This is a genomic window from Streptomyces sp. NPDC005752, assembly GCF_040630715.1.
In the GTDB taxonomy this organism is placed as follows: domain Bacteria; phylum Actinomycetota; class Actinomycetes; order Streptomycetales; family Streptomycetaceae; genus Streptomyces.
In genome coordinates this window covers 1-19,911 of record NZ_JBEXYB010000004.1, presented here as the reverse complement: position 1 = coordinate 19,911, position 19,911 = coordinate 1, and the positions used below count along the sequence as shown (strand labels likewise).

Sequence of the window (19,911 nt, the reverse complement as noted above, 5' to 3'; positions counted from 1 at the left end):
TCAGGCGTCCCGGCCCCCCGGACGCGTTCGCGGCTACGGCGTTCCTGCCCGGAGCGGCCCCGGTGCCCCCGGTGGCGGTGGGCCCGGCTCCGCCCTCATCCGCTCGAACGCGGTCGGGCGCGGCCGCCCGGGAAGGAACTCCGCGATCCGCCGGGCGCACTCCGAGGCACTCGCCCACCCGGTGTCGCACTCGACGTCGTAGATGCCGTGGGCGTGGACGCGGTCGAACTGCCGGGCGGCCAGTCCTGCCGGGCGATCGCCCCGAGCCCGCTCGCGCCGTTCCAGCTCGGGCAGGGAGCAGTGGACCCCGACGAGGACGACGTCGCGGGGGGTGAAGAGGCCGAGGCAGTCATGGAGGCGCCACGGCTCGCTGAAGACGTGATCGACCACGATGTTGTTCCCTGCCGCGGCCATGCCGGCGACCGCCCGGTGGAATCCTCTCCAGGTGCGTTCGAGCATGGCGGCGAGCTCGTCGCGGGGGAGCTCGGGGCCCCGGCGCATGGCGTGGAAGGCGTCCACCGGCATGTGGAAGTACGTCTCGCCGAGGACGCCGAGAAGCTCCCGGGCGATGCTCGACTTGCCGGAGCTCGAGGTGCCGTTCAAGAAGATGATCAAGCCGCCGGCCGGTGTCCCGTGCTCCGGACGTGCCGTCATGTGTGCCCCCGCTGTTCGCCGATGCCGGACCGCCACAGTTTCGCAGGGGACCGGCAGCCCTCTTCGGGGTCCCCTCGGCCCCGGGCGCCACGGACGGCCGTAGTGAACGTGCGACGGAATGGCTGATGGGGTGATATGGGGCATTGGGCAACTCAAGGGACACCTAGGAGGCACTCCATGCGCGGAGCCACACGAGCCAGGTGGGCCGCATGTGCCGCAGCCGTCGCCCTGACGGCCACGGCCTGCGGTGGAGGGGACAGCGGCGGTGGCGGTGGCGCCGACGGGATCGTGAGCTCGTCCTGGGGCGATCCGCAGAACCCGCTGGAGCCGGCGAACACCAACGAGGTGCAGGGCGGCAAGGTCCTCGACATGGTCTTCCGGGGGCTCGTGCGGTACGACCCCAAGACGGGCGAGGCCCAGAACGAGATCGCCGAGAAGATCGAGTCGACCGACTCCCAGAACTTCACCATCACGATCAAGGACAACTGGACCTTCAGCAACGGTGAGAAGATCACCGCGAAGTCCTTCGTCGACGCGTGGAACTACGGCGCCGCGCTGAAGAACAACCAGAAGAACGCCTACTTCTTCCAGTACATCGACGGCTACGACAAGGTCCACCCCGAGTCCGGCAGCGCGACCGCCGGCACCCTTTCCGGCCTCAAGGTGGTCAACGGCACGACCTTCACGGCCAAGCTGTCGCAGAAGTTCTCGCTCTGGCCCGACACCCTCGGCTACGCGGCCTTCGTGCCGCTGCCCAAGGCCTTCTACTCCGACCACGACGCCTGGCTCTCCAAGCCGATCGGCAACGGTCCCTACACGATCGACCAGTACGCCAAGGGCTCCTCGATGAACCTGCGCCGGTGGGACGACTACCCCGGCTCCGACAAGGCGCAGAACGGCGGCATCGACCTCAAGGTCTACACCGACAACAACACCGCCTACACCGACCTGACCGCGGGCAACCTCGACCTGGTCGACGACGTCCCGGCGGCGCAGCTCAAGAACGTGAAGGCCGACCTGGGCGACCGGTACATCAACACACCCGCCGGCATCATCCAGACGCTCGCCTTCCCGTTCTACGAGAAGGCATGGGACACCCCCGACGCGGTCAAGGTCCGCCAGGGCCTGTCGATGGCGATCAACCGCGACCAGATCACCAACCAGATCTTCCAGAAGACCCGCACCCCCGCCTCCGACTGGACCTCCCCGGTCCTCGGTGAGGAGGGCGGCTTCAAGAAGGGACTCTGCGGCTCCGCGTGCGAGTACGACAAGGCGGAGGCCAAGAAGCTGATCCAGGAGGGCGGCGGCATCCCCGGCGGCCAGCTGAAGATCTCGTACAACGCGGACACCGGCTCCCACAAGGAGTGGGTCGACGCGGTCTGCAACAGCATCAACAACGTCATGGGGAACAACAAGGCGTGCGTCGGCGGGCCCGTCGGTACCTTCGCCGACTTCCGCAGCCAGGTCTCCACGCAGAAGCTGACCGGGGCCTGGCGTGCGGGCTGGCAGATGGACTACCCGCTCATCCAGAACTTCCTGCAGCCGCTCTACTACACCAACGCCCCGTCCAACGACGGCAAGTGGAGCGACCAGAAGTTCGACGACCTGGTCGACAAGGCCAACGCGGAGAGCGACAAGGCCAAGGCCGTCACCACCTTCCAGGACGCCGAGAAGGTCCTCGTCGACCAGATGCCCGTCATCCCGCTCTGGTACCAGAACGGCAGCGCGGGCTATTCGGACAGGGTCGAGAACGTCTCGCTGAACCCCTTCAGCGTCCCGGTGTACGACCAGATCAAGGTCAAGTGACCCCCTGAAGCCGGGGGCCGGTGCGGCGTCCCGCACCGGCCCCCGGCTTTCCGGTCCGTCCGCCCGCTCGCCCCGACCCCCGGAGCCCCTCATGGGACGTTATGTGATCCGGCGGCTGCTGCAGATGATCCCCGTCTTCTTCGGCACCACGCTGCTGATCTTCCTCATGGTGAACGTGATGGGCGACCCCATCGCGGGCCTCTGCGGTGACCGCCAGTGCGACCCGGCGACCGCCGCCCAGCTGCGCACCGAGTTCGGCCTCGACAAGCCGGTCTGGCAGCAGTACCTGACCTACATGGGCAACATCTTCACCGGTGACTTCGGCACGGCCTTCAACGGGCAGAAGGTCACCGAACTGATGGCCACCGCCTTCCCCATCACCATCCGGCTGACCATCGTCGCGATCGTGTTCGAGATCGTCATCGGCATCAGCCTCGGCGTCGTCACCGGACTGCGCCGCGGCCGGCCCGTCGACACCTCCGTGCTGATCCTGACCCTGGTCGTCATCGCCGTACCGACCTTCGTCACCGGCCTCCTGCTCCAGCTCCTCCTCGGCGTGGAGTGGGGCATCATCAAGCCGTCCGTCTCCTCCGAGGCACCGCTCGACGAGCTCATCGTCCCCGGGCTGGTCCTGGCGTCCGTGTCCCTGGCCTACGTCACCCGGCTCACCCGGACCTCGATCGCCGAGAACGCACGCGCCGACTACGTCCGCACCGCCGTCGCCAAGGGGCTGCCCCGGCGGCGGGTGGTCGTGCGGCACCTGCTGCGCAACTCCCTCATCCCCGTGGTCACCTTCATCGGAACCGACGTGGGTGCCCTGATGGGCGGGGCGATCGTCACCGAGCGGATCTTCAACATCCACGGGGTCGGCTACCAGCTCTACCAGGGCATCCTGCGCCAGAACTCCCAGACCGTCGTCGGGTTCGTCACCGTCCTGGTCCTCGTCTTCCTGGCGGCGAACCTGATCGTCGACCTCCTGTACGCCGTACTCGACCCGAGGATCCGCTATGCCTGAGCAGAAGCCGTGGGACGGGACGACGGGCAACGGAGCGATCTCGGGGGCCGGAGCGGGCGGGGCCATGGACCTCGCCGTCGACGAGGGCACCACACTGGAGAAGACGCCCGGCGGTCCGGACGGCACCGGGCCCGCCGGCAAGCCGCGCAGCCTGTGGTCCGACGCCTGGCGCGACCTGCGCCGCAACCCCGTCTTCATCGTCTCCGGGCTGGTCATCCTCTTCCTGGTGATCATCTCGATCTGGCCGTCGCTGATCACCGACCAGGACCCGCTCGACTGCGACCTCGCCAAGGCCCAGGAGGGCTCCCAGCCCGGGCACCCCTTCGGCTACGACGGACAGGGCTGCGACGTCTACACCCGCACCGTCTACGGCGCGCGGACCTCGGTGACCGTCGGTGTCCTGTCCACCCTCGGAGTCTCGCTGCTCGGCGGCGTACTGGGCGGTCTCGCCGGCTTCTTCGGCGGGGTGTGGGACGCCGTGCTCTCCCGCATCACGGACGTCTTCTTCGGTATCCCCGTGGTCCTCGGGGGCCTGGTCTTCCTGTCCGTCGTCACCAGCTCCACCGTCTGGCCGGTGATCGGCTTCATCGTGCTGCTGGGCTGGCCCCAGATCGCCCGTATCTCACGCGGCTCCGTCATCACGGCCAAGCAGAACGACTACGTCCAGGCCGCCAGGGCGCTGGGAGCCTCCAACTCGCGGATGATGCTGCGCCACATCACGCCCAACGCCATCGCCCCCGTCATCGTCGTCGCGACCATCGCCCTGGGGACGTACATCTCGCTGGAGGCGACCCTCTCCTATCTCGGGGTCGGCCTGAAACCGCCGGCCGTCTCCTGGGGCATCGACATCTCCGCTGCCTCCCAGTACGTCCGTAACGCGCCGCATATGCTGTTGTGGCCCGCCGGCGCGCTGGCCGTGACCGTGCTCGCGTTCATCATGCTCGGCGACGCGGTGCGCGACGCCCTCGACCCCAAGCTGCGCTGAGGAGCCCGCTGCCATGTTGCTCGAAGTGCGCGATCTGCACGTGGAGTTCCACACCCGGGACGGCGTGGCCAAGGCTGTCAACGGGGTCAACTACTCGGTGGCCGAGGGCGAGACGCTCGCCGTCCTCGGGGAGTCCGGCTCGGGCAAGTCCGTCACCGCCCAGGCGGTCATGGGCATCCTCGACATGCCGCCGGGAAGGATCAGCGGGGGCGAGATCCTCTTCCGGGACCGCGACCTGCTGAAGCTCAAGCCCGAGGAGCGCCGCAGGATCCGTGGCCAGGAGATGGCCATGATCTTCCAGGACGCCCTGTCCTCGCTGAACCCGGTGCTGAGCGTCGGCCAGCAGCTCGGCGAGATGTTCGTCGTGCACCGCGGGATGTCCCGGGGGGACGCCAGGGCCAAAGCCATCGAGCTGATGGACCGGGTGCGCATCCCCGCCGCCCGGGAGCGGGTCGGTGACTACCCGCACCAGTTCTCCGGCGGCATGCGCCAGCGCATCATGATCGCCATGGCGATGGCGCTCGAGCCGTCGCTGATCATCGCGGACGAACCCACCACCGCCCTCGACGTGACCGTCCAGGCCCAGGTGATGGACCTCCTCGCCGAACTCCAGCGCGAGCTCAACATGGGGCTCATCCTCATCACCCACGACCTCGGCGTGGTCGCCGACGTCGCCGACAAGATCGCGGTGATGTACGCCGGCCGGATCGTGGAGACCTCGCCCGTGCACGCGATCTACAGGGCGCCCGCCCACCCGTACACCAAGGGCCTGCTCCGTTCGATCCCCCGGCTGGACCAGAAGGGCGGGGAGCTGTACGCGGTGAAGGGGCTGCCGCCCAACCTGCTCCACATCCCGCCCGGCTGCGCCTTCCACCCGCGCTGCCCCATGGCCCAGGCCGTGTGCCGCACGGACGTGCCGCCGCTCTACACCGTGGACGAGGAACGCCGGAGCGCCTGCCACTTCTGGAAGGAGACGCTCGATGCACGCTGAGGACACCGGACGCGAGGACGCCGCGGGGGGCTCCACGCTGCTCTCCGAGGCGCGGGAGGCGGGCCGTACGAAGCCGTACGCCGGGGGGGACCCGATCCTGGAGGTGCGCGGCCTGGTCAAGCACTACCCGCTGACCAGGGGCATCCTCTTCAAGAAGCAGGTCGGTTCGGTCAAGGCCGTCGACGGCGTGGACTTCGACCTGGCGGCCGGCGAGACGCTCGGCATCGTGGGGGAGTCCGGCTGCGGCAAGTCGACCGTCGCCAAGATGCTCGTGCACCTCGAGCCTCCGACGGGGGGCGTGATCCGCTACAAGGGCGAGGACGTCACGAAGCTGTCCGGCCGCGCGCTGAAGGCCGTGCGCCGCAACATCCAGATGGTGTTCCAGGACCCGTACACCTCGCTGAACCCCCGGATGACGGTCGGCGACATCATCGGGGAGCCCTACGAGATCCACCCCGAGGTGGCGCCCAAGGGGAGCCGGCTGCGGAAGGTCCAGGACCTGCTCGACGTCGTCGGTCTGAACCCGGAGTACATCAACCGCTATCCGCACCAGTTCTCCGGCGGCCAGCGCCAGCGCATCGGGATCGCACGCGGCCTCGCGCTCAACCCGGAGATCATCGTCGCGGACGAGCCGGTCTCCGCGCTCGACGTGTCGGTCCAGGCCCAGGTCGTCAACCTGCTGGACCGGCTGCAGGCCGAATTCGACCTGAGCTTCCTGTTCATCGCGCACGACCTGTCCATCGTCCGGCACATCTCGGACCGGGTCGGCGTCATGTACCTCGGCCGCATCGTCGAGATCGGCACGGACGAGGAGATCTACGACCACCCGACGCACCCGTACACCCAGGCCCTGCTGTCGGCCGTCCCGGTGCCCGACCCGACGGCCCGTGAGCACCGCGAACGGATCATCCTGCACGGAGACGTGCCCTCCCCGGCGAACATCCCGTCCGGCTGCCGCTTCCGCACCCGCTGCTGGAAGGCGCAGGAGCGGTGCCGGCTCGAGGTGCCGCTGCTGGCCGTACCGGCGGTCTTCCGGGAATCGGAGACACCGGCCCGGCACGACTCGGCCTGCCACTTCGCCGAGGAGAAGCAGGTGGTGCCGCCGGAAGGGCTTCGGGAGACGCCCGAGGACGAGGAGCCGCCGCCGTCGTCCCCGGGCGAAGGGGATCCCGAAGGGCCGGATCCCGGCTGACGAGGGCTGGTGAACGGGCCTCAGATCCGTTAACACACAGGCAACTCGACCGTCGCCACGCCGATATACGAACGTCCCACCATGGTGAACGTACGGCCGTGCGGGTGCCGTGAACCGGCCGGGGCGTTCATCACGTCGCCCCGGCCGGTTTCCCACCCCGCCGCCCCACAGGTCCCCTTGTCCATCGGCGGACCGCGGTGGAGTATCGCTGGGGTGATACTCACACGGGGAGCCGGAGTCACCGGAGCGGTGCTCTGCGCCGTGCTCGCGGCCGTCGTCGCGGGCTGGATCGTGCGGGATCTGCGGGCCGTCGGCGATCCGCTCGCTGCTGCGTTACCGGGCCGGTTACTCGGACGGATGGCCGAAGAAGCAGCCCGCCACCCCGCAGGCCGATCCCATGCTCCTCGTCGTCCACGTGCTCGCCCTGATCGCCGCGCTGCGCTCCCCTGTCGCCGCGTCCGCGCTGGTGGCCACCGGACTGGTCACGCTCGTCCTGCGGCTGCCGGGCGTCTGGACCATCGGCTCACCCTGGGGCGGAGCCACGGGCTACGGCTACCCGCAGGGCTACGGGTACCCGCCGAGCGCTCCGCCCGGCCACGGCCGGCCGCCGGGCGGCGGCGCAGGCACCCCGCCGCAGCCCGCGTCCCCGCCGCCCGGCTGGTAGCCAGGCCCTACGGCCGGGGCAGCCCCAGGGACCGCCTGAGGAAGTCCACCTGGAGCAGCAGCAGATTCTCGGCGACCTGTTCCTGTGGCGTCATGTGCGTCACCCCGCTCAGCGGCAGGACCTCGTGAGGGCGTCCGGCGGACAGCAGCGCGGACGAGAGCTTCAGCGCGTGGGCGACCACCACGTTGTCGTCGGCCATTCCGTGGACGATCATCATGGGCCGTGCCACGCCGGCGGGTCCGGAGAGCCCCTCGTCGGTCACCAGGGAGCTGCGGGCGTACACCTCGGGCTGCTTCGCCGGGTCGCCGAGATAGCGCTCGGTGTAGTGGGTGTCGTAGAGCCGCCAGTCCGTCACCGGCGCGCCGACGACGGCCGCGTGGAAGACGTCGGGGCGCCGCAGCACCGCGAGGGCGGAGAGGTAGCCGCCGTACGACCAGCCGCGCATCGCCACCTTCGAGAGGTCCAGGGGGAAGCGGGCGGCCAGCGCGTGCAGCGCCTCGACCTGGTCGTCGAGTGTGAGGGTGAAATCGTCCCGGACCGCCTTCTCCCAGCCGGGCGAACGTCCCGGCGCGCCCCGGCCGTCCGCGACGACCACGGCGAAACCGTGGTCCGCGAACCACTGCGACGTGAGATGCGCGTTGTGGGCGGCGACCACCCGGCGTCCGTGCGGGCCGCCGTACGGATCCATCAGGACCGGAAGCGGCCCGTCTGATTCCCTGTAGCCGGTGGGGAGCAACACGGCGCACGGAATCCGCCGTGCGCCCCCCTCTGTCAGCCGGACCCTCGCGGTCAGGACCGGCTCCTGGGCGAGGTTCGCCACGGTGGCGATCCGCTTGCCGTCACGCAGTACCTGTACGGCCGTTCCCGGGTACTCCGGAGAAGCCGACACCAGCACCGTCACGCCGCCCCCGCGCACCGCGGAGTGGACCCCGACGCCCTCGCTGACGCGCTCCACGCCCAGCTCGTTGACCCGGTACACATGGCTCTGCCCGGTCTCCGGGTCCGCGGCGTCCTCGCCCGCGACGGCCTGCACCAGGATGTCCGACTCCCCGACGTCCAGGACCGCCTGGATGTGCAGCCGGCCGCCGGTCAGCGGCCTGTCCCCGACCGAGAGCACGCGTGCGCCCCCCTCGTCGGCGACCCGTACGAGCTGACCGTCGGGCGCCCAGGCGGGCACCCCGGCGAAGAGGTCGAGCCAGACGTCGTCCTCGTCGACGTGCACCGTGCGGGTCGCGCCGCTCTCGGTGTCGACGGCCAGATACCGCTGGCTGCGCTGGTCACGGGCCTGCACCAGCAGCAGCGGGGCGCCGTGCGAGGACCAGTGCACCCGCGCCAGATAGGGGAAGCGGGACCGGTCCCAGACCACCTCCGTGCGGTTCCCGTCCAGGTCGGTCACGAAGAGCCGCACCTCCGCGTCGGCCGTTCCCGCCGCCGGATAGCGCACCTCCGCGGGCTTGTTCCCGGGGTGCGCGGGATCGGCGATCCACCACCGCTGTACGGCGCTGTCGTCGACCCGCGCGACCAGCAGGCGGTCCGAGTCCGGCGACCACCAGAAACCGCGGTAGCGGCTCATCTCCTCGGCCGCGATGAACTCCGCGAGGCCGTACGAGGTGTGGGCGTCCTCCGGTTCGGCGACCGGCCGGTCACCGTCTCCCTCCGCCCCCACGACGCGCAGCGTGCCCCGCGCGACGTAGGCGATGTGCCGGCCGTCGGGGGAGGGGCGGGGATCGATCACCGGGCCCGGCACCGGCAGGGCGCGCGCCGTGCCCGCCCTCAGCTCGGCGACGTACGCCTTTCCGGAGAGGGCGAAGGCGGCCAACTCGGCCGCGTCGTCCACCGAGTAGCCCACGATGCCCGCCGAACCCTCCCGGGTCCGCTCGCGCCGCGCCCGCTCCTGCGGCGACAGCTTCTCCACCGAACCACCCAGCAGGGCCACGGGATCGGCGGCGACCCGCTCCTCTCCCGTGGTGGTGTCCAGCACCATCAGCCGAGTCGCCCGGTCGCTGCCGGAGGACGAGCGGAGGAAGAGCACCCGCGTCCCATCCGGTGAGACGGTGAAAGCCCGCGGTGCGCCGAGAGTGAACCTCTGGGTCCGGGCGTGCTGGCGGGGAAAAGACAGCTTCTGCGAGGTCATGGCACCGAACCTAGCCCTCGGCGGGCGGTCCGTGCGCCCCTCGTGCTGCTGTGCCCCGATCAATGCGTCGGCACGGATAGTTATGATCCGTAGCGCTCGGTGGGTAAGAACCCGCTGGCTCCATGTGTGCTGCCCGTCCCGACCGTACTGATGGAGGTGAACCGCCGTGGCACTCTCGATTTCGGCGGTGGTGCTGCTGGCGATCGTCGTCTTCCTGCTGATCCGGAAATCCGGACTGAAGGGCGGACACGCGGTGGTCTGCATGTTGCTGGGGTTCTACCTCGCGAGCTCGTCGATCGCCCCGACCATCTCGGAGGTGACGTCGAACGTGGCAGGCATGATCGGGGGGATCAAGTTCTGACGGGCGCCCCGGAACACCGTGGGCGTTCGGTCCGTGGGGCCGCCTGCTCGTAGGGTGGTCCCATGAAGGACCTTCCCGCCCGCCGTCTGCTCCTGGTGCACGCCCACCCCGACGACGAGTCGATCATCAACGGCGCCACCATGGCCAGATACGCGGCCGAGGGCGCCCACGTCGCCCTGGTGACGTGCACCCTCGGCGAGGAGGGTGAGGTCATCCCGCCCGGTCTCGCGCATCTCGCAGCGGACCGGGAGGGCGGCCTGGGCGAACACCGCGCGGGTGAACTCGAAGCCGCCATGCGGAAGCTCGGGGTCACCGACCACCGCTTCCTGGGCGGTCCCGGCCGGTTCCACGACTCCGGGATGACGGGCACGGAGCAGAACCACCGGCCGGGTGCCTTCTGGGCCGCCGACGTCGACGAGGCGGCCGGCCACCTCGTGGGGGTGATCCGGTCCCTGCGCCCCCAGGTCCTGGTGACGTACGACCCCGACGGCGGCTACGGCCACCCCGACCACATCCAGGCGCACCGCGTCGCGACGCGTGCGGCGGACCTGGCCGCCGATCCCGCGTACGACGCCGGAGCCGGAGCCCCGCACACCGTCGCCAAGATCTACTGGAACCGGGTGCCCCGCTCCGTGGCCGAGGACGCCTTCGCGCGGCTGAGGGACACCGCCGCCGACGCCTTCCCCGGGATCGCCGCGATCGACGACGTACCCGGTGTCGTGGACGACGCCGGGATCACCACGGAGATCGACGGCACGGCGTACGCCGGGGCGAAGACCGCCGCGATGCGGGCACACGCCACCCAGATCGCCGTGGACGGAACGTTCTTCGCTCTTTCGAACGACCTCGGGCAGCCCGTTTTCACCACCGAGTACTACGAGTTGGTTCGGGGCACCCCGGGCGTGGAGGAAGGCCAAAGGGAGCGCGACCTCTTCGCCGGCCTGCCGGAAGAGCCCCTCGCACCGGGGGCACGGGCATGAGCGGCAGGCAGAGGCAGCGCGCCTCGTCGGAGTCTCCGCGCACCAACGCCCCGCCCAGGAGCCCCGAGCCGTCCGGCCTCGCGGCGCCCCCTAACCCCCGGCGGATTCCCCTGTACGTGGGTCTCGCGGTGCTGGGCGCGGCCGTCGGGCTCGCCGGCACCCTCGTCCAGGCGGCCCTGTTCCCGGGCGGGTTGCTGCTGGCGCTCGCCGCGTCCGCGGGACTGTTCTACGGCGGCCGGGTGCTGACCAGGACGCAGCTCGGCGCGCTGGTGCCCGCGGTGGGATGGTTCATCGCCGTCATCGTCCTCCTCGGCGGGCGGCCCGAGGGCGACTACGTCTTCGGCGAGGAGATCGGCCTGGCCCTCTTCATGCTCGGAGGGATGGCCGCGGCTGTGATCTGTGCCACGATGTCGCGGCTGCCGTATCCGGCCGACGCCACCGGTCGGCCTGGCGCGTGATGTGGTATGTCCGCCCCCGGATTGCCCCTCCGTGCGGTGGTGGGTGCATTCTTGTTCCCCCCGGGCGCGGAGAGTCTTACGGTGGCGGCCAGTATGGTGGTGCGCGCGCCGAGCCGTCCCCTGGCCTGCGGCACGGGGGAAGTACGGGCGGCGGAGCCAATCGGGAGAACCTGCTTTGAGTCGTGAAACTGACAGTTCGTCCTCCGGGCCTCAGGGGCGCGGCGGAGCCGCGTACCCATCGGGTACGCCGCCGTACGGATCACGCCAGTATCCGTCGCTGCACCCGTCTCAGGACGGGCCGGAGGACACTCCGGAGCCTGTGGATCCGCCTCGGTCCGAGGAGCCCAGAACAGAGACGACGCTGACGACGCGTATCCGGATCAACATCCCGGGCTCGCGTCCGATCCCGCCCGTCGTCATGCGTACGCCGATGAGTGAGACGGATGCGTCCGGCGGGCGTCCGGCCTCCGAGCGGACCGGCAGTACCCTGCGGCCCGGCGCACCCGCGCCGTCGTCCGGCGGGGCTCCCGGCACCGGCCCGGACGTGCGTGACGGTGGCCCGGCCTCCGAGGCCCCGTCCGAGAAGCCGGCCAGGGAGAAGAGCGGAAGCGACTGGTTCGCCCCGCGCAAGGCCCCTCCGCCCGGCGCCGGTGCGGCGCCCGCGGCTGCGGGGACGCCCGGCTCCGGTCCCGGTGGTCCCTCTTCGGGCGGTCCTTCCGGCGCGGGCCGGGATTCCGGGCACCCGGCGCCGTCCCGTCCGGACGCGCCGTACTTCCCGGACGGTCCGCAGCAGCCCGGCGACAGGGGCGGCGCCCCCCGTCCGGGCCGCAGCGCCCTCGACGACCTGGACGCCGGTCCGCGGTCCGCGCCGGGCCCCGGCGTGCGGCCGCCCGCCGGCCCCGGCTCCGGTCCCTCCGGGCCCACCACCGGCCCGGCCACCGGAAGTTCGTCCCTGACGCCGAACCTCGACCGGCTTCCCGGTGCGGCCGGCCTGCCGGCGCCCGGCAGTCCGTCCGGCCCCCGGCCGGGGGGCCCCGGCGGCGTACCTCCGCGGATGTCGGACGACACCGCGATCCTCACGCCGCAGGCACCCGCACCGGCCCCCGGGTCCGGCCCCGGCGGCAACGTCTCCGGCGACACGCTGACGAGCGGAATCCCGGTCATCCCCGCGGAGCCCCGCACGCCGTTCCCGGGAGGGCCCGGCGGGGTCCGGCCGCCCGAGGGGCCGATGGGAGGCGGACCGGCGGGCGAACGCGCCCAGGCGCCCGCCCCTTCCCCCAGGCCCGCTCCGAAGGCCGTCCCGCCCGCCCGGAAGGGCCGCTCCAAGCTGGTCCTCCTGGGTGCGGGTGTCGTCGTGCTGTTCGGCGTCGCCTACGGAGCCGGCCTGCTGATGAACCACTCCGAGGTCCCCAAGGGGACCACCGTGCTCGGCGTCGACATCGGCGGCGGCACGAAGGAGGAGGCGGTCACCAAGCTCGACGCCGCCCTCGGCAAGCGGGCCCAGAGCCCTCTCCGGCTGACCGTGGACGGCAAGGCGGAGGAGCTCGCCCCCGACAAGGCCGGTCTGACCCTGGACAGCCAGGAGACCGTCCGCGGCGCCGCGGGCAGCGACTACAACCCGGTCTCGGTGATCGGTTCCCTGTTCGGCGGGGCACGCTCCGCCGACCCGGTGATCCCGGTCGACGAGGAGAAGCTCGGGGTCGCGCTGTCCGACCTGGCGGGCGTCTCCGGTTCCGCCAACGACGGCACGATCAAGTTCCTGCCCGGCAAGGCCGTTGCCGTCCCCGGCAAGGCGGGCAAGGCGCTGGACGTCAACCGGTCGTTGATCTCCGTACGCGACGCCTACCGGGCGCAGGTCCAGACGGGCGAGCCGGCCGTCGTCGAACTGCCGGTGGCGGCCACCGAACCCACCATCACCAAGGCCGAACTGGACCGGGCGATGAAGGAGTTCGCCGAGCCGGCGATGTCCGGGCTGATCACCATCAAGGCCGGGCCCAAGCAGATCGACTTCGGACCCGCGAGGTCCCTGCCGCAGATCCTGTCCATGAAGCCCGTCGACGGCAAGCTGGTCGCGGTCTACGACAGGGAAGCGATCGACAAGCTGCTCGACGGTGTCTTCGACGGCATCATGATCACCAAGGGTGACGGGCAGAAGCACCAGGTCAGCCCGACCGACGTGGCCCAGGCCATGCAGGGCGCGCTGCTCGGCAGGACGACGGCCGAGCGCACCGTCTCGATCAACCTGGACGGCGAGGGCTGACCGGCCCCGTCACCGCCGTACGGCCGCCCCTGTCCGGATCTCCGGGCGGGGGCGGCTTCGTACGGCCCGGCAGAGGAGGAAGAGCCCGTGTCCACCAGGTGGAGCCTGACGATCGACTGCGCGCACCCGAAATCACTGGCAGCCTTCTGGGCCTCGGCGCTCGGGTACGTGGAGAAGCCGCCACCCGTCGGTTTCGGCAGCTGGGAGGAGTGGTTCAGCCACCACGACGTCCCGGAGGAGGAGTGGGACGACGGCGCCTACCTGTCCGACCCGGACGGCACGGGCCCTGGGCTGTCCTTCCTCAAGGTCCCGGAGCCGAAGACGGCGAAGAACCGGATGCACCTCGATGTGCAGGCGGGCGGTGGCCGGGAGATCCCGTGGGAGATCAGATGGCCCCGGGTGGCCGGGGCGGTGGAGCGGCTGACGGCCGCCGGCGGCACGGTGATCCGGGTGCACGAACTGCGGGGGCGGCCCGACCACGTGGTGATGGCCGATCCGGAGGGCCACGAGTTCTGCGTGCTCTGAGCCGGCGCCTGCTCCGAACGGGACAGGGCCCGGCCACGAACGGGACAGGGCCCGGCCACGAACGGGACAGGGCCCGGCCACGAGCGTGACCGGGCCCCGCGCTGCCGGTGCTACGGGAACGAGACGACCTGGGACGGAATGGTGTCCGTACCGGAAGTGGGGGATCCGGTGTCGTTGATGACGTGGTCGTACTGTCCCTTGCCGCCGAGGGAGACGACGAGCAGGTCGTGGAACTTCACCCCGGGTTTCACCGGTGCCTGGAAGCCGTGCTGCTGACGGATGGTCGGGTCGACGTTGAAGAAGCAGTAGCTGCCCATGCCCCAGCCCTCGTGGGTGGTGACGGAGTCGTCGACCTTGTAGCCGGCGTAGCCCTTGATGTCGCCGTTCTGGATGGCGGCCTGGTCGGGGGCGTCGTACGCCTTCTCGTTCTGGAAGAAGATCGTCTTCCCGTTCTCGCCGGACCATCGGACGTCGTACTTGTTGAAGTGTTCGACGAAGAGGCCGGTGGCCAGCACGTCGTCGCCGTTGACCTGAAGCCCGTAGTCGGACCGGTTGGTCTCCCAGCCGACCCCGTCGCCGTGGTCGGCGCGCCAGAGCCAGGTGTGGTCGATGATCGTGTCGTCGCTGTTCACCACCATGCCGGTGGTCGCCTTGCCGGCTCCCGCGCCGCCGACCCGGACGAAGACGTCCTGGAGGCTGGTCGGGTTGGCCGAGTGGTCGGCCGACGCGCCCTCGGGGCCCACCTGGACGAGGACCGGGGAGTTCTGCGTTCCGGCGTCGACGAGGAGGCCGGCGAGCTTGACGCCGTCGACGTCGCCGACCTTGATCGCGGTCACCCCGTTGTCCGGGATGATCGTGGCGAGCCCGAGGCCCAGCGCGACGGTGTTCGCGCGGTTGATCTCGATGGGCTCGTCGACGTGGTAGACGCCCGGGGTGAACAGCAGGTGCAGGCCCTGGTCCACGGCGGCGTTGATGGTCTGCGCCGTGGCGCCGGGCTTGACCACGTAGAACTGGTCGAGGGCGATGGACTCGCCCTGGGGTGTGCCGTTCCAGGAGACGCCCCGTGCGTTGGTGCGCTTGGCGGGGACGAAGACCTTGTAGTCGTCGCCGTCGAGGTACAGGAACGGCTTCTCGCGGGAGACCGGGGTGGTGTCCAGGGTGGTGTACGGCGGTTCCGGGAAGCTCTGGGCGGGTGCGCCCTCGACGCCGGAGAACGTCATGTTCCAGACGCCGTTGCCCCAGCCGCCGATGGAGCTGTCGCGGGTGTACCACTGCTGCTGGGAGTAGGGGCCGACCTGGCCGTCGATCTTGCTGTCGGCGATGTAGCCGCCGCTGGCCCAGCCGTAGCCGTCGGGTGCGAGGTTGAGTCCGCCCTTGACGTGCATGCGGCGGAAGGGGGCTGCCTGGGAGACGGCCCAGCGGTTGGTGCCGCTGACGGGATTGAGGGCGAGGTTCTCGGCCGAACGCCAGAAGTTCTGGGTGGCGTTGCCGTCGAACCAGCCGGCGTCGACGGTGACGTCACCGTTGAAGGTGGTGTCGTCGGGCTTCAGGCCCAGTCCGGCGATGGAGGTGTAGAAGCCGATCTGGGCGTTGATGTTGGCGTACGTCCCGGGCTTGAACATCAGCGCGTAGCGGTCGCTGCCGAACTGCGCGGACTCCTGCTTCTTGAAGATCTCGTCGACCTTGCCCTGGATGTCGGGCGTCGAGGGGTCGAAGACCAGCACGTTGGGGCCGAGATCGCCCCCGCCGGGGATCGCCTCGGCCTCTTCGCCGAACGCCGACTGGGCTGTGGGGAAGGCCATGAGCAGCGAGACGGCGAGCGCGGCGAATCCGAGCGCCCTGGAGCGACGGTGTCGGCGAGGAGCGGTGGGGGGTGCGGGATGTGTGGGGGGAACTTGCATGGATGACGTCTCCTGGGTCGTGGTACGGGTGCACGACGGAACCTTGAGAGAAGCGAGAGAGCGCTCTCTCTCGCGCTGCCGATGTAACCGCTGTCGTCCTGGACACGTCAAGAGGTGTGCGGAAGGAGCCTCGTTCGATTGCGACAAGGGCAACATCTGGCGTCGGCGGTGAGGCATAAGGGCCGGTTCGTCAGCAGATCGCACCGCACGTGAGTTCACAGGGTGACCGCTCGGCCGATCCCCCGTTCCGGGTGCCTGGCTACGGGGACCGGTCCGCTCACAGGCTCCTGCGCCTCGGACCCGGGTGCCTCCGGCCCGCCGCCTCGGGCGCGGTCGCTAGTTGAGCAGCGCCCTGGCGGCCTGGGCGCGGTGGCGGATGGCCTCGGCCGCCGTCGGCTCGAAGGTGTCGACGATCTCGGCGTACTCGTCCATCTCCGCGGCCCCGCGCAGGAACTCCCCGCGCTGCACGAGGAGCTGGGCGCGCTCGTAACGGAGCCTGGCCGGGTGTGAGGGCAGCAGCAGGGAGAGCTCGAGCGCCCACAGCGCCACGTCCGTACGCTCGGGGCGTGCCGCCGCCCAGGCCCGGACGTTGTTCAGGATCCGCAGTACCGTCTCCAGCGGCCTGGCGGGCACCGGTGTCGACGTCTCGGGCGGTGCTCCGGTCGCCCCCGTCACCATCAGCTCGGCGTCCTCGGGGCTCAGCGGGGCGCCACCTGCGAAGGGGTCGGCCAGCACCCGCTCCGCCGGATCGCCGAAACCGACCACGTAGTGGCCCGGCAGAGCCACCCCGTACACGGGCGCCCCCGCCCTCCGCGCGACCTCGGTCCAGACCACGGACAGCAGGATGGGCAGCCCCCTGCGACGCCGCAGCACCTGTTGGAGCAGCGAGGAGTCCAGCCGCTGGTAGTCCTGGGCGGCACCGGCGAATCCGCAGCGTTCGCCGAGCAGTTCGGCGAGCGCCGACGCCCATGCGCGGGCCCCGCGGGCGCCGTACGGCAGGAGGCCGGCCAGCCGGTCGAGCTCGATCTGCGCCGCGTCGACGCCGTACGGATCCGCGTTCCCGGGCAGCGGTGGGGTGGCCTCCGCGCCCAGCAGCAGGCAGAGCAGGGCGACGTCCGGCCGCTCGGCGCGCGCCTCCTCGGCGAACCGCTGCCGTCGCTCGGCCGTGCCGCGATCCTCGACGCTCATGTGCTGTCCGTATCCCTGCTGCTGTTCCCGCCACCCGGGCGGAAGTGGTGGTAGCGGTGGTGGGTGGTGAAGCCCATGCCGTCGTACAGCGCACGGGCACCTTCATTGTCCGCCTCCATCTGGAGCCACGCGGCCGAGGCGCCTTCCTCCAGCGCCCTGCGTGCCAGCGCGGTCATGACGGCCGTGGCGAGGCCGCGGCGCCGGTACTCCGGGCCGACCTCGACGGCCATGAAGCCCGCCCAGCGGCCGTCCACCACGCAGCGCCCGATCGCGGCCGGCGTCCCGTCCGGACCGTCGCCCGGCACGGAGGCGAACCACACCGAAGGGCCGCTGCCCAGCACCTTCAGCACGTGTGGGCCCGGGGTCCCGGAACGCTGGTACCGGGAGAGCCAGGCATCGTCCGTCTCCCGCCCCGTCCGTACGGCGGAGACGTCCGGGTCCAGGTCGCCGACCGGTGCCAGGGCCGCGATCCGCACCTCGGCCGTCACCTCACGCCGCCACCCGTGCTCCTCCAGGCCCGCACAGAGCCGCTCCTGCGTGCCCTCGGCGCCCGTGGCGGTCTGCACGCGGGCGGGCAGGCCCCGTTCCGCGTACCAGCGCCGGACACGCCCGAGCGCCTCGCCGAGCGGAAGGCCCGGATCGCCGAGCGGCAGCACGGAGTTGGCGCGGCGGGTGAAACCGCCGGCCGCGCGCAGCCGCCACTCGCCCAGGAGTTCGCTCTCCACGGGCTGCCAGGCACGTGCGGTGACCAGGGCGAGTTCGGCGAAGGACGCGGCGGGACCGCGGCGGCGCGCCGGGGCGGGGGGCACCGTCTTGCCCGCGACCAGTGAGGATTCGGCGATGCGGACGCCCTCGCCGCTCCTCGTCGTGACGGAGAGCACCCCGCCGTCCCACGATGTGAGAACGCCGACCGTGTCGGTGAGCCGCGCGCCCTCGGCCGGAGTGCCGACGACGCATCGCACGGAAACTCGTTTTCCCACGTCAGCGGGGGTCAAGCGCACTTCGAGCCGTCCGCTCATGGTGAATTCCACAGCCCTGTCTGCCCCTCCTGTACGGATCGTGCCCCGGAACGGAGATACTAGGGGCGGGCATCGACGACGCCGCGCTCCCGCGCGAGAGCCAACGCCCTACCGAGGAGGAACGACAGCGTGACCTACGTCATCGCGCAGCCTTGTGTCGACGTGAAGGACAAGGCCTGCATCGAAGAGTGCCCCGTCGACTGCATCTACGAGGGCTCACGGTCCTTGTACATCCATCCGGACGAGTGCGTCGACTGTGGAGCCTGTGAGCCGGTCTGCCCGGTCGAGGCCATCTTCTACGAGGACGACACCCCCGAGGAGTGGAAGGACTACTACAAGGCCAACGTCGAGTTCTTCGACGACCTCGGTTCCCCGGGTGGCGCCTCCAAGCTGGGTCTCATCGAGCGCGACCACGCGTTCATCGCCGCGCTGCCGCCGCAGAACCAGTAAGCGGCCGCACGCGCGCCGCCCGGTCCCGTACGGCTCGTCCCCGTGCGGGACCGAGGTGTTTCCCGGGGCGCCCCGCCCCCGTACGAGAAAGCAGAGTTCCGTGTCCGCAGCAGTTCCCGTCTCCTCCCGCCTCCCGGTCTTCCCGTGGGACAAGCTCGCGCCCTACAAGGCGACGGCCGCGGGCCATCCGGACGGCCTCGTGGACCTGTCGGTCGGCACGCCCGTCGACCCGGTGCCCGAGCTCGTCCAGCAGGCGCTGACCGCCGCCGCGGACAGCCCCGGATACCCGACGGTGTGGGGCACCGAGGCGCTGCGGGACGCCCTGGCCGGCTGGGCGGAGCGCAGGCTCGGCGCGGTGGGTGTCACACACGGGAACGTGCTGCCGGTCGTCGGCTCCAAGGAGCTGGTCGCCTGGCTGCCGACCCAGCTGGGTCTCGGCGCGGGCGACAAGGTCGCCCACCCGAGGCTCGCCTACCCGACGTACGAGGTCGGCGCGCGGCTCTGCGGCGCGGAGCCCGTCGTCTACGACGACCCGACGGAGCTGGACCCGGAGGGCCTGAAGCTGCTCTGGCTCAACTCTCCGTCCAACCCGACGGGCCGTGTCCTGCCGAAGGACGAGCTGACCCGGATCGTCGCCTGGGCGCGCGAGCACGGCGTGCTGGTGTTCAGCGACGAGTGCTACCTGGAGCTCGGCTGGGAGGCCGATCCCGTCTCCGTGCTCCACGAGGACGTCTGCGGCGGCACGTACGAGGGCATCGTCGCCGTCCACTCGCTCTCCAAGCGTTCCAACCTCGCCGGTTACCGCGCGGCCTTCGTCGTGGGTGACGCGGCCGTCCTCGGTGAGCTGCTCCAGATCCGCAAGCACGGCGGCATGATGACGCCGGCCCCGGTCCAGGCGGCCACGGTGGCGGCACTGGGCGACGACACGCACGTGGCGGAGCAGCGGGCGCGGTACGCGCGGCGGCGCACGGTCCTGCGGGCGGCGCTGGAGGCGCACGGCTTCCGGATCGAGCACAGCGAGGCGAGCCTCTACCTCTGGGCCACGCGTGACGAACCGTGCTGGGAGACCGTGGCGCACCTCGCGGAGCTCGGCGTCCTCGTGGCGCCGGGCGACTTCTACGGGCCGGCCGGGGACCGCTTCGTGCGGGTGGCGCTGACGGCTTCGGACGAGCGCGTGGACGCGGCGGTCAAGCGGCTGTCCTAGGCGTCGCGGCAACGCGTGGGGGCCTCGGGAGCCGTCCCGGGCACACAGGAGCTTGTCCATACAGCTTCGCACCGCACGTCGAGGCCGAAGGAGAGGCAACCTCGCGACGTGTGGCGCCTCACCC

General features: G+C 71.0%; 18 protein-coding genes. 13 read left to right on the top strand and 5 right to left on the bottom strand.

Annotation, left to right across the window (positions count from 1 at the left end):
- Positions 1-33: 33 nt before the first annotated feature.
- Entirely contained in the window at positions 34-654 is a 621-nt protein-coding gene (locus ABZ441_RS04505; protein WP_358968254.1) for an AAA family ATPase, read from the bottom strand.
- Positions 655-831: 177 nt separating this feature from the next.
- On the opposite strand from ABZ441_RS04505, the gene ABZ441_RS04500 reads away from it, so the two are divergent.
- The 6 genes from ABZ441_RS04500 (at position 832) to ABZ441_RS04475 (ending at position 7,307) form a co-directional block, all read left to right on the top strand.
- Positions 832-2,460, top strand: coding sequence for an ABC transporter substrate-binding protein (locus ABZ441_RS04500; protein WP_358968251.1), 1,629 nt, complete (start codon positions 832-834; stop codon positions 2,458-2,460).
- A 91-nt stretch (positions 2,461-2,551) separates the two neighbouring features.
- Positions 2,552-3,475, top strand: coding sequence for an ABC transporter permease (locus ABZ441_RS04495; protein ID WP_205018649.1), 924 nt, complete (start codon positions 2,552-2,554; stop codon positions 3,473-3,475).
- Positions 3,468-4,460: an ABC transporter permease gene (locus tag ABZ441_RS04490; protein WP_358968248.1), complete on the top strand. Its 993-nt coding sequence runs from the start codon at positions 3,468-3,470 to the stop codon at positions 4,458-4,460. Before ABZ441_RS04495 ends, ABZ441_RS04490 begins: the two co-directional genes overlap by 8 nt.
- A gap of 13 nt (positions 4,461-4,473) precedes the next feature.
- Positions 4,474-5,451 (top strand): ABC transporter ATP-binding protein, encoded by a 978-nt coding sequence (locus ABZ441_RS04485; protein ID WP_358968246.1) that lies wholly within the window; start codon positions 4,474-4,476, stop codon positions 5,449-5,451.
- Positions 5,441-6,643: a dipeptide ABC transporter ATP-binding protein gene (locus ABZ441_RS04480; protein WP_358968243.1), complete on the top strand. Its 1,203-nt coding sequence runs from the start codon at positions 5,441-5,443 to the stop codon at positions 6,641-6,643. The genes ABZ441_RS04485 and ABZ441_RS04480 overlap by 11 nt, the downstream gene beginning before the upstream one ends.
- 397 nt (positions 6,644-7,040) lie before the next feature.
- On the top strand, positions 7,041-7,307 hold the full coding sequence (locus ABZ441_RS04475) for a hypothetical protein (protein ID WP_358968240.1): 267 nt from the start codon (positions 7,041-7,043) through the stop codon (positions 7,305-7,307).
- 7 nt (positions 7,308-7,314) lie between these two features.
- Here ABZ441_RS04475 and ABZ441_RS04470 read toward each other — a convergent pair whose 3' ends face one another.
- Entirely contained in the window at positions 7,315-9,441 is a 2,127-nt protein-coding gene (locus ABZ441_RS04470; protein ID WP_358968237.1) for an alpha/beta fold hydrolase, read from the bottom strand.
- Positions 9,442-9,607: 166 nt separating this feature from the next.
- On the opposite strand from ABZ441_RS04470, the gene ABZ441_RS04465 reads away from it, so the two are divergent.
- From ABZ441_RS04465 to ABZ441_RS04445, 5 genes are all read left to right on the top strand, one after another.
- Positions 9,608-9,802 carry a hypothetical protein gene (locus ABZ441_RS04465; RefSeq protein WP_014154257.1) on the top strand — a complete coding sequence of 65 codons (195 nt, stop codon included), beginning with the start codon at positions 9,608-9,610 and terminating at the stop codon, positions 9,800-9,802.
- Between the two features lie 62 nt (positions 9,803-9,864).
- Entirely contained in the window at positions 9,865-10,782 is a 918-nt protein-coding gene (mshB, locus tag ABZ441_RS04460) for an N-acetyl-1-D-myo-inositol-2-amino-2-deoxy-alpha-D-glucopyranoside deacetylase (RefSeq protein WP_358968234.1), read from the top strand.
- The gene (locus tag ABZ441_RS04455) at positions 10,779-11,240 is read left to right on the top strand and encodes a DUF6113 family protein (RefSeq protein ID WP_358968231.1); all 462 of its coding nucleotides are present in this window, start codon (positions 10,779-10,781) and stop codon (positions 11,238-11,240) included. Before mshB ends, ABZ441_RS04455 begins: the two co-directional genes overlap by 4 nt.
- Before the next feature lie 430 nt (positions 11,241-11,670).
- Positions 11,671-13,500: a hypothetical protein gene (locus ABZ441_RS04450; RefSeq protein WP_358968228.1), complete on the top strand. Its 1,830-nt coding sequence runs from the start codon at positions 11,671-11,673 to the stop codon at positions 13,498-13,500.
- Between the two features lie 87 nt (positions 13,501-13,587).
- Positions 13,588-14,025 (top strand): VOC family protein, encoded by a 438-nt coding sequence (locus ABZ441_RS04445; RefSeq protein WP_358968225.1) that lies wholly within the window; start codon positions 13,588-13,590, stop codon positions 14,023-14,025.
- 110 nt (positions 14,026-14,135) lie between these two features.
- On the opposite strand, the gene ABZ441_RS04440 is transcribed toward ABZ441_RS04445, so the two are convergent.
- From ABZ441_RS04440 to ABZ441_RS04430, 3 genes are all read right to left on the bottom strand, one after another.
- A complete protein-coding gene (locus ABZ441_RS04440; RefSeq protein ID WP_358968222.1) occupies positions 14,136-15,926 on the bottom strand; it encodes a coagulation factor 5/8 type domain-containing protein in 1,791 nt (596 codons plus the stop codon).
- 336 nt (positions 15,927-16,262) lie between these two features.
- On the bottom strand, positions 16,263-17,114 hold the full coding sequence (locus tag ABZ441_RS04435) for a transglutaminase-like domain-containing protein (RefSeq protein WP_358968220.1): 852 nt from the start codon (positions 17,112-17,114) through the stop codon (positions 16,263-16,265).
- Positions 17,111-18,145 (bottom strand): GNAT family N-acetyltransferase, encoded by a 1,035-nt coding sequence (locus tag ABZ441_RS04430; RefSeq protein WP_358968218.1) that lies wholly within the window; start codon positions 18,143-18,145, stop codon positions 17,111-17,113. Before ABZ441_RS04430 ends, ABZ441_RS04435 begins: the two co-directional genes overlap by 4 nt.
- Before the next feature lie 117 nt (positions 18,146-18,262).
- Here ABZ441_RS04430 and fdxA point away from each other — a divergent pair, with 117 nt between their 5' ends.
- On the top strand, positions 18,263-18,583 hold the full coding sequence (gene fdxA / locus ABZ441_RS04425; RefSeq protein ID WP_014154250.1) for a ferredoxin: 321 nt from the start codon (positions 18,263-18,265) through the stop codon (positions 18,581-18,583).
- Positions 18,584-18,683: 100 nt separating this feature from the next.
- Positions 18,684-19,787, top strand: a complete 1,104-nt coding sequence (gene dapC, locus ABZ441_RS04420; protein ID WP_358968215.1) for a succinyldiaminopimelate transaminase — start codon at positions 18,684-18,686, stop codon at positions 19,785-19,787.
- Positions 19,788-19,911: the final 124 nt, after the last annotated feature.

Bases quoted from the DNA above. Each gene is read 5' to 3' on its own strand.
- ABZ441_RS04480 (WP_358968243.1), top strand. From the start codon at position 5,441: ATGCACGCTGAGGACACCGGACGCGAGGACGCCGCGGGGGGCTCCACG.
- ABZ441_RS04450 (WP_358968228.1), top strand. From the start codon at position 11,671: ATGAGTGAGACGGATGCGTCCGGCGGGCGTCCGGCCTCCGAGCGGACC.
- ABZ441_RS04440 (WP_358968222.1), bottom strand. From the start codon at position 15,926: ATGCAAGTTCCCCCCACACATCCCGCACCCCCCACCGCTCCTCGCCGA.
- ABZ441_RS04495 (WP_205018649.1), top strand. From the start codon at position 2,552: ATGGGACGTTATGTGATCCGGCGGCTGCTGCAGATGATCCCCGTCTTC.
- ABZ441_RS04505 (WP_358968254.1), bottom strand. From the start codon at position 654: ATGACGGCACGTCCGGAGCACGGGACACCGGCCGGCGGCTTGATCATC.
- ABZ441_RS04485 (WP_358968246.1), top strand. From the start codon at position 4,474: ATGTTGCTCGAAGTGCGCGATCTGCACGTGGAGTTCCACACCCGGGAC.
- ABZ441_RS04435 (WP_358968220.1), bottom strand. From the start codon at position 17,114: ATGAGCGTCGAGGATCGCGGCACGGCCGAGCGACGGCAGCGGTTCGCC.
- ABZ441_RS04475 (WP_358968240.1), top strand. From the start codon at position 7,041: ATGCTCCTCGTCGTCCACGTGCTCGCCCTGATCGCCGCGCTGCGCTCC.
- ABZ441_RS04470 (WP_358968237.1), bottom strand. From the start codon at position 9,441: ATGACCTCGCAGAAGCTGTCTTTTCCCCGCCAGCACGCCCGGACCCAG.
- ABZ441_RS04455 (WP_358968231.1), top strand. From the start codon at position 10,779: ATGAGCGGCAGGCAGAGGCAGCGCGCCTCGTCGGAGTCTCCGCGCACC.
- ABZ441_RS04500 (WP_358968251.1), top strand. From the start codon at position 832: ATGCGCGGAGCCACACGAGCCAGGTGGGCCGCATGTGCCGCAGCCGTC.
- ABZ441_RS04490 (WP_358968248.1), top strand. From the start codon at position 3,468: ATGCCTGAGCAGAAGCCGTGGGACGGGACGACGGGCAACGGAGCGATC.
- mshB (WP_358968234.1), top strand. From the start codon at position 9,865: ATGAAGGACCTTCCCGCCCGCCGTCTGCTCCTGGTGCACGCCCACCCC.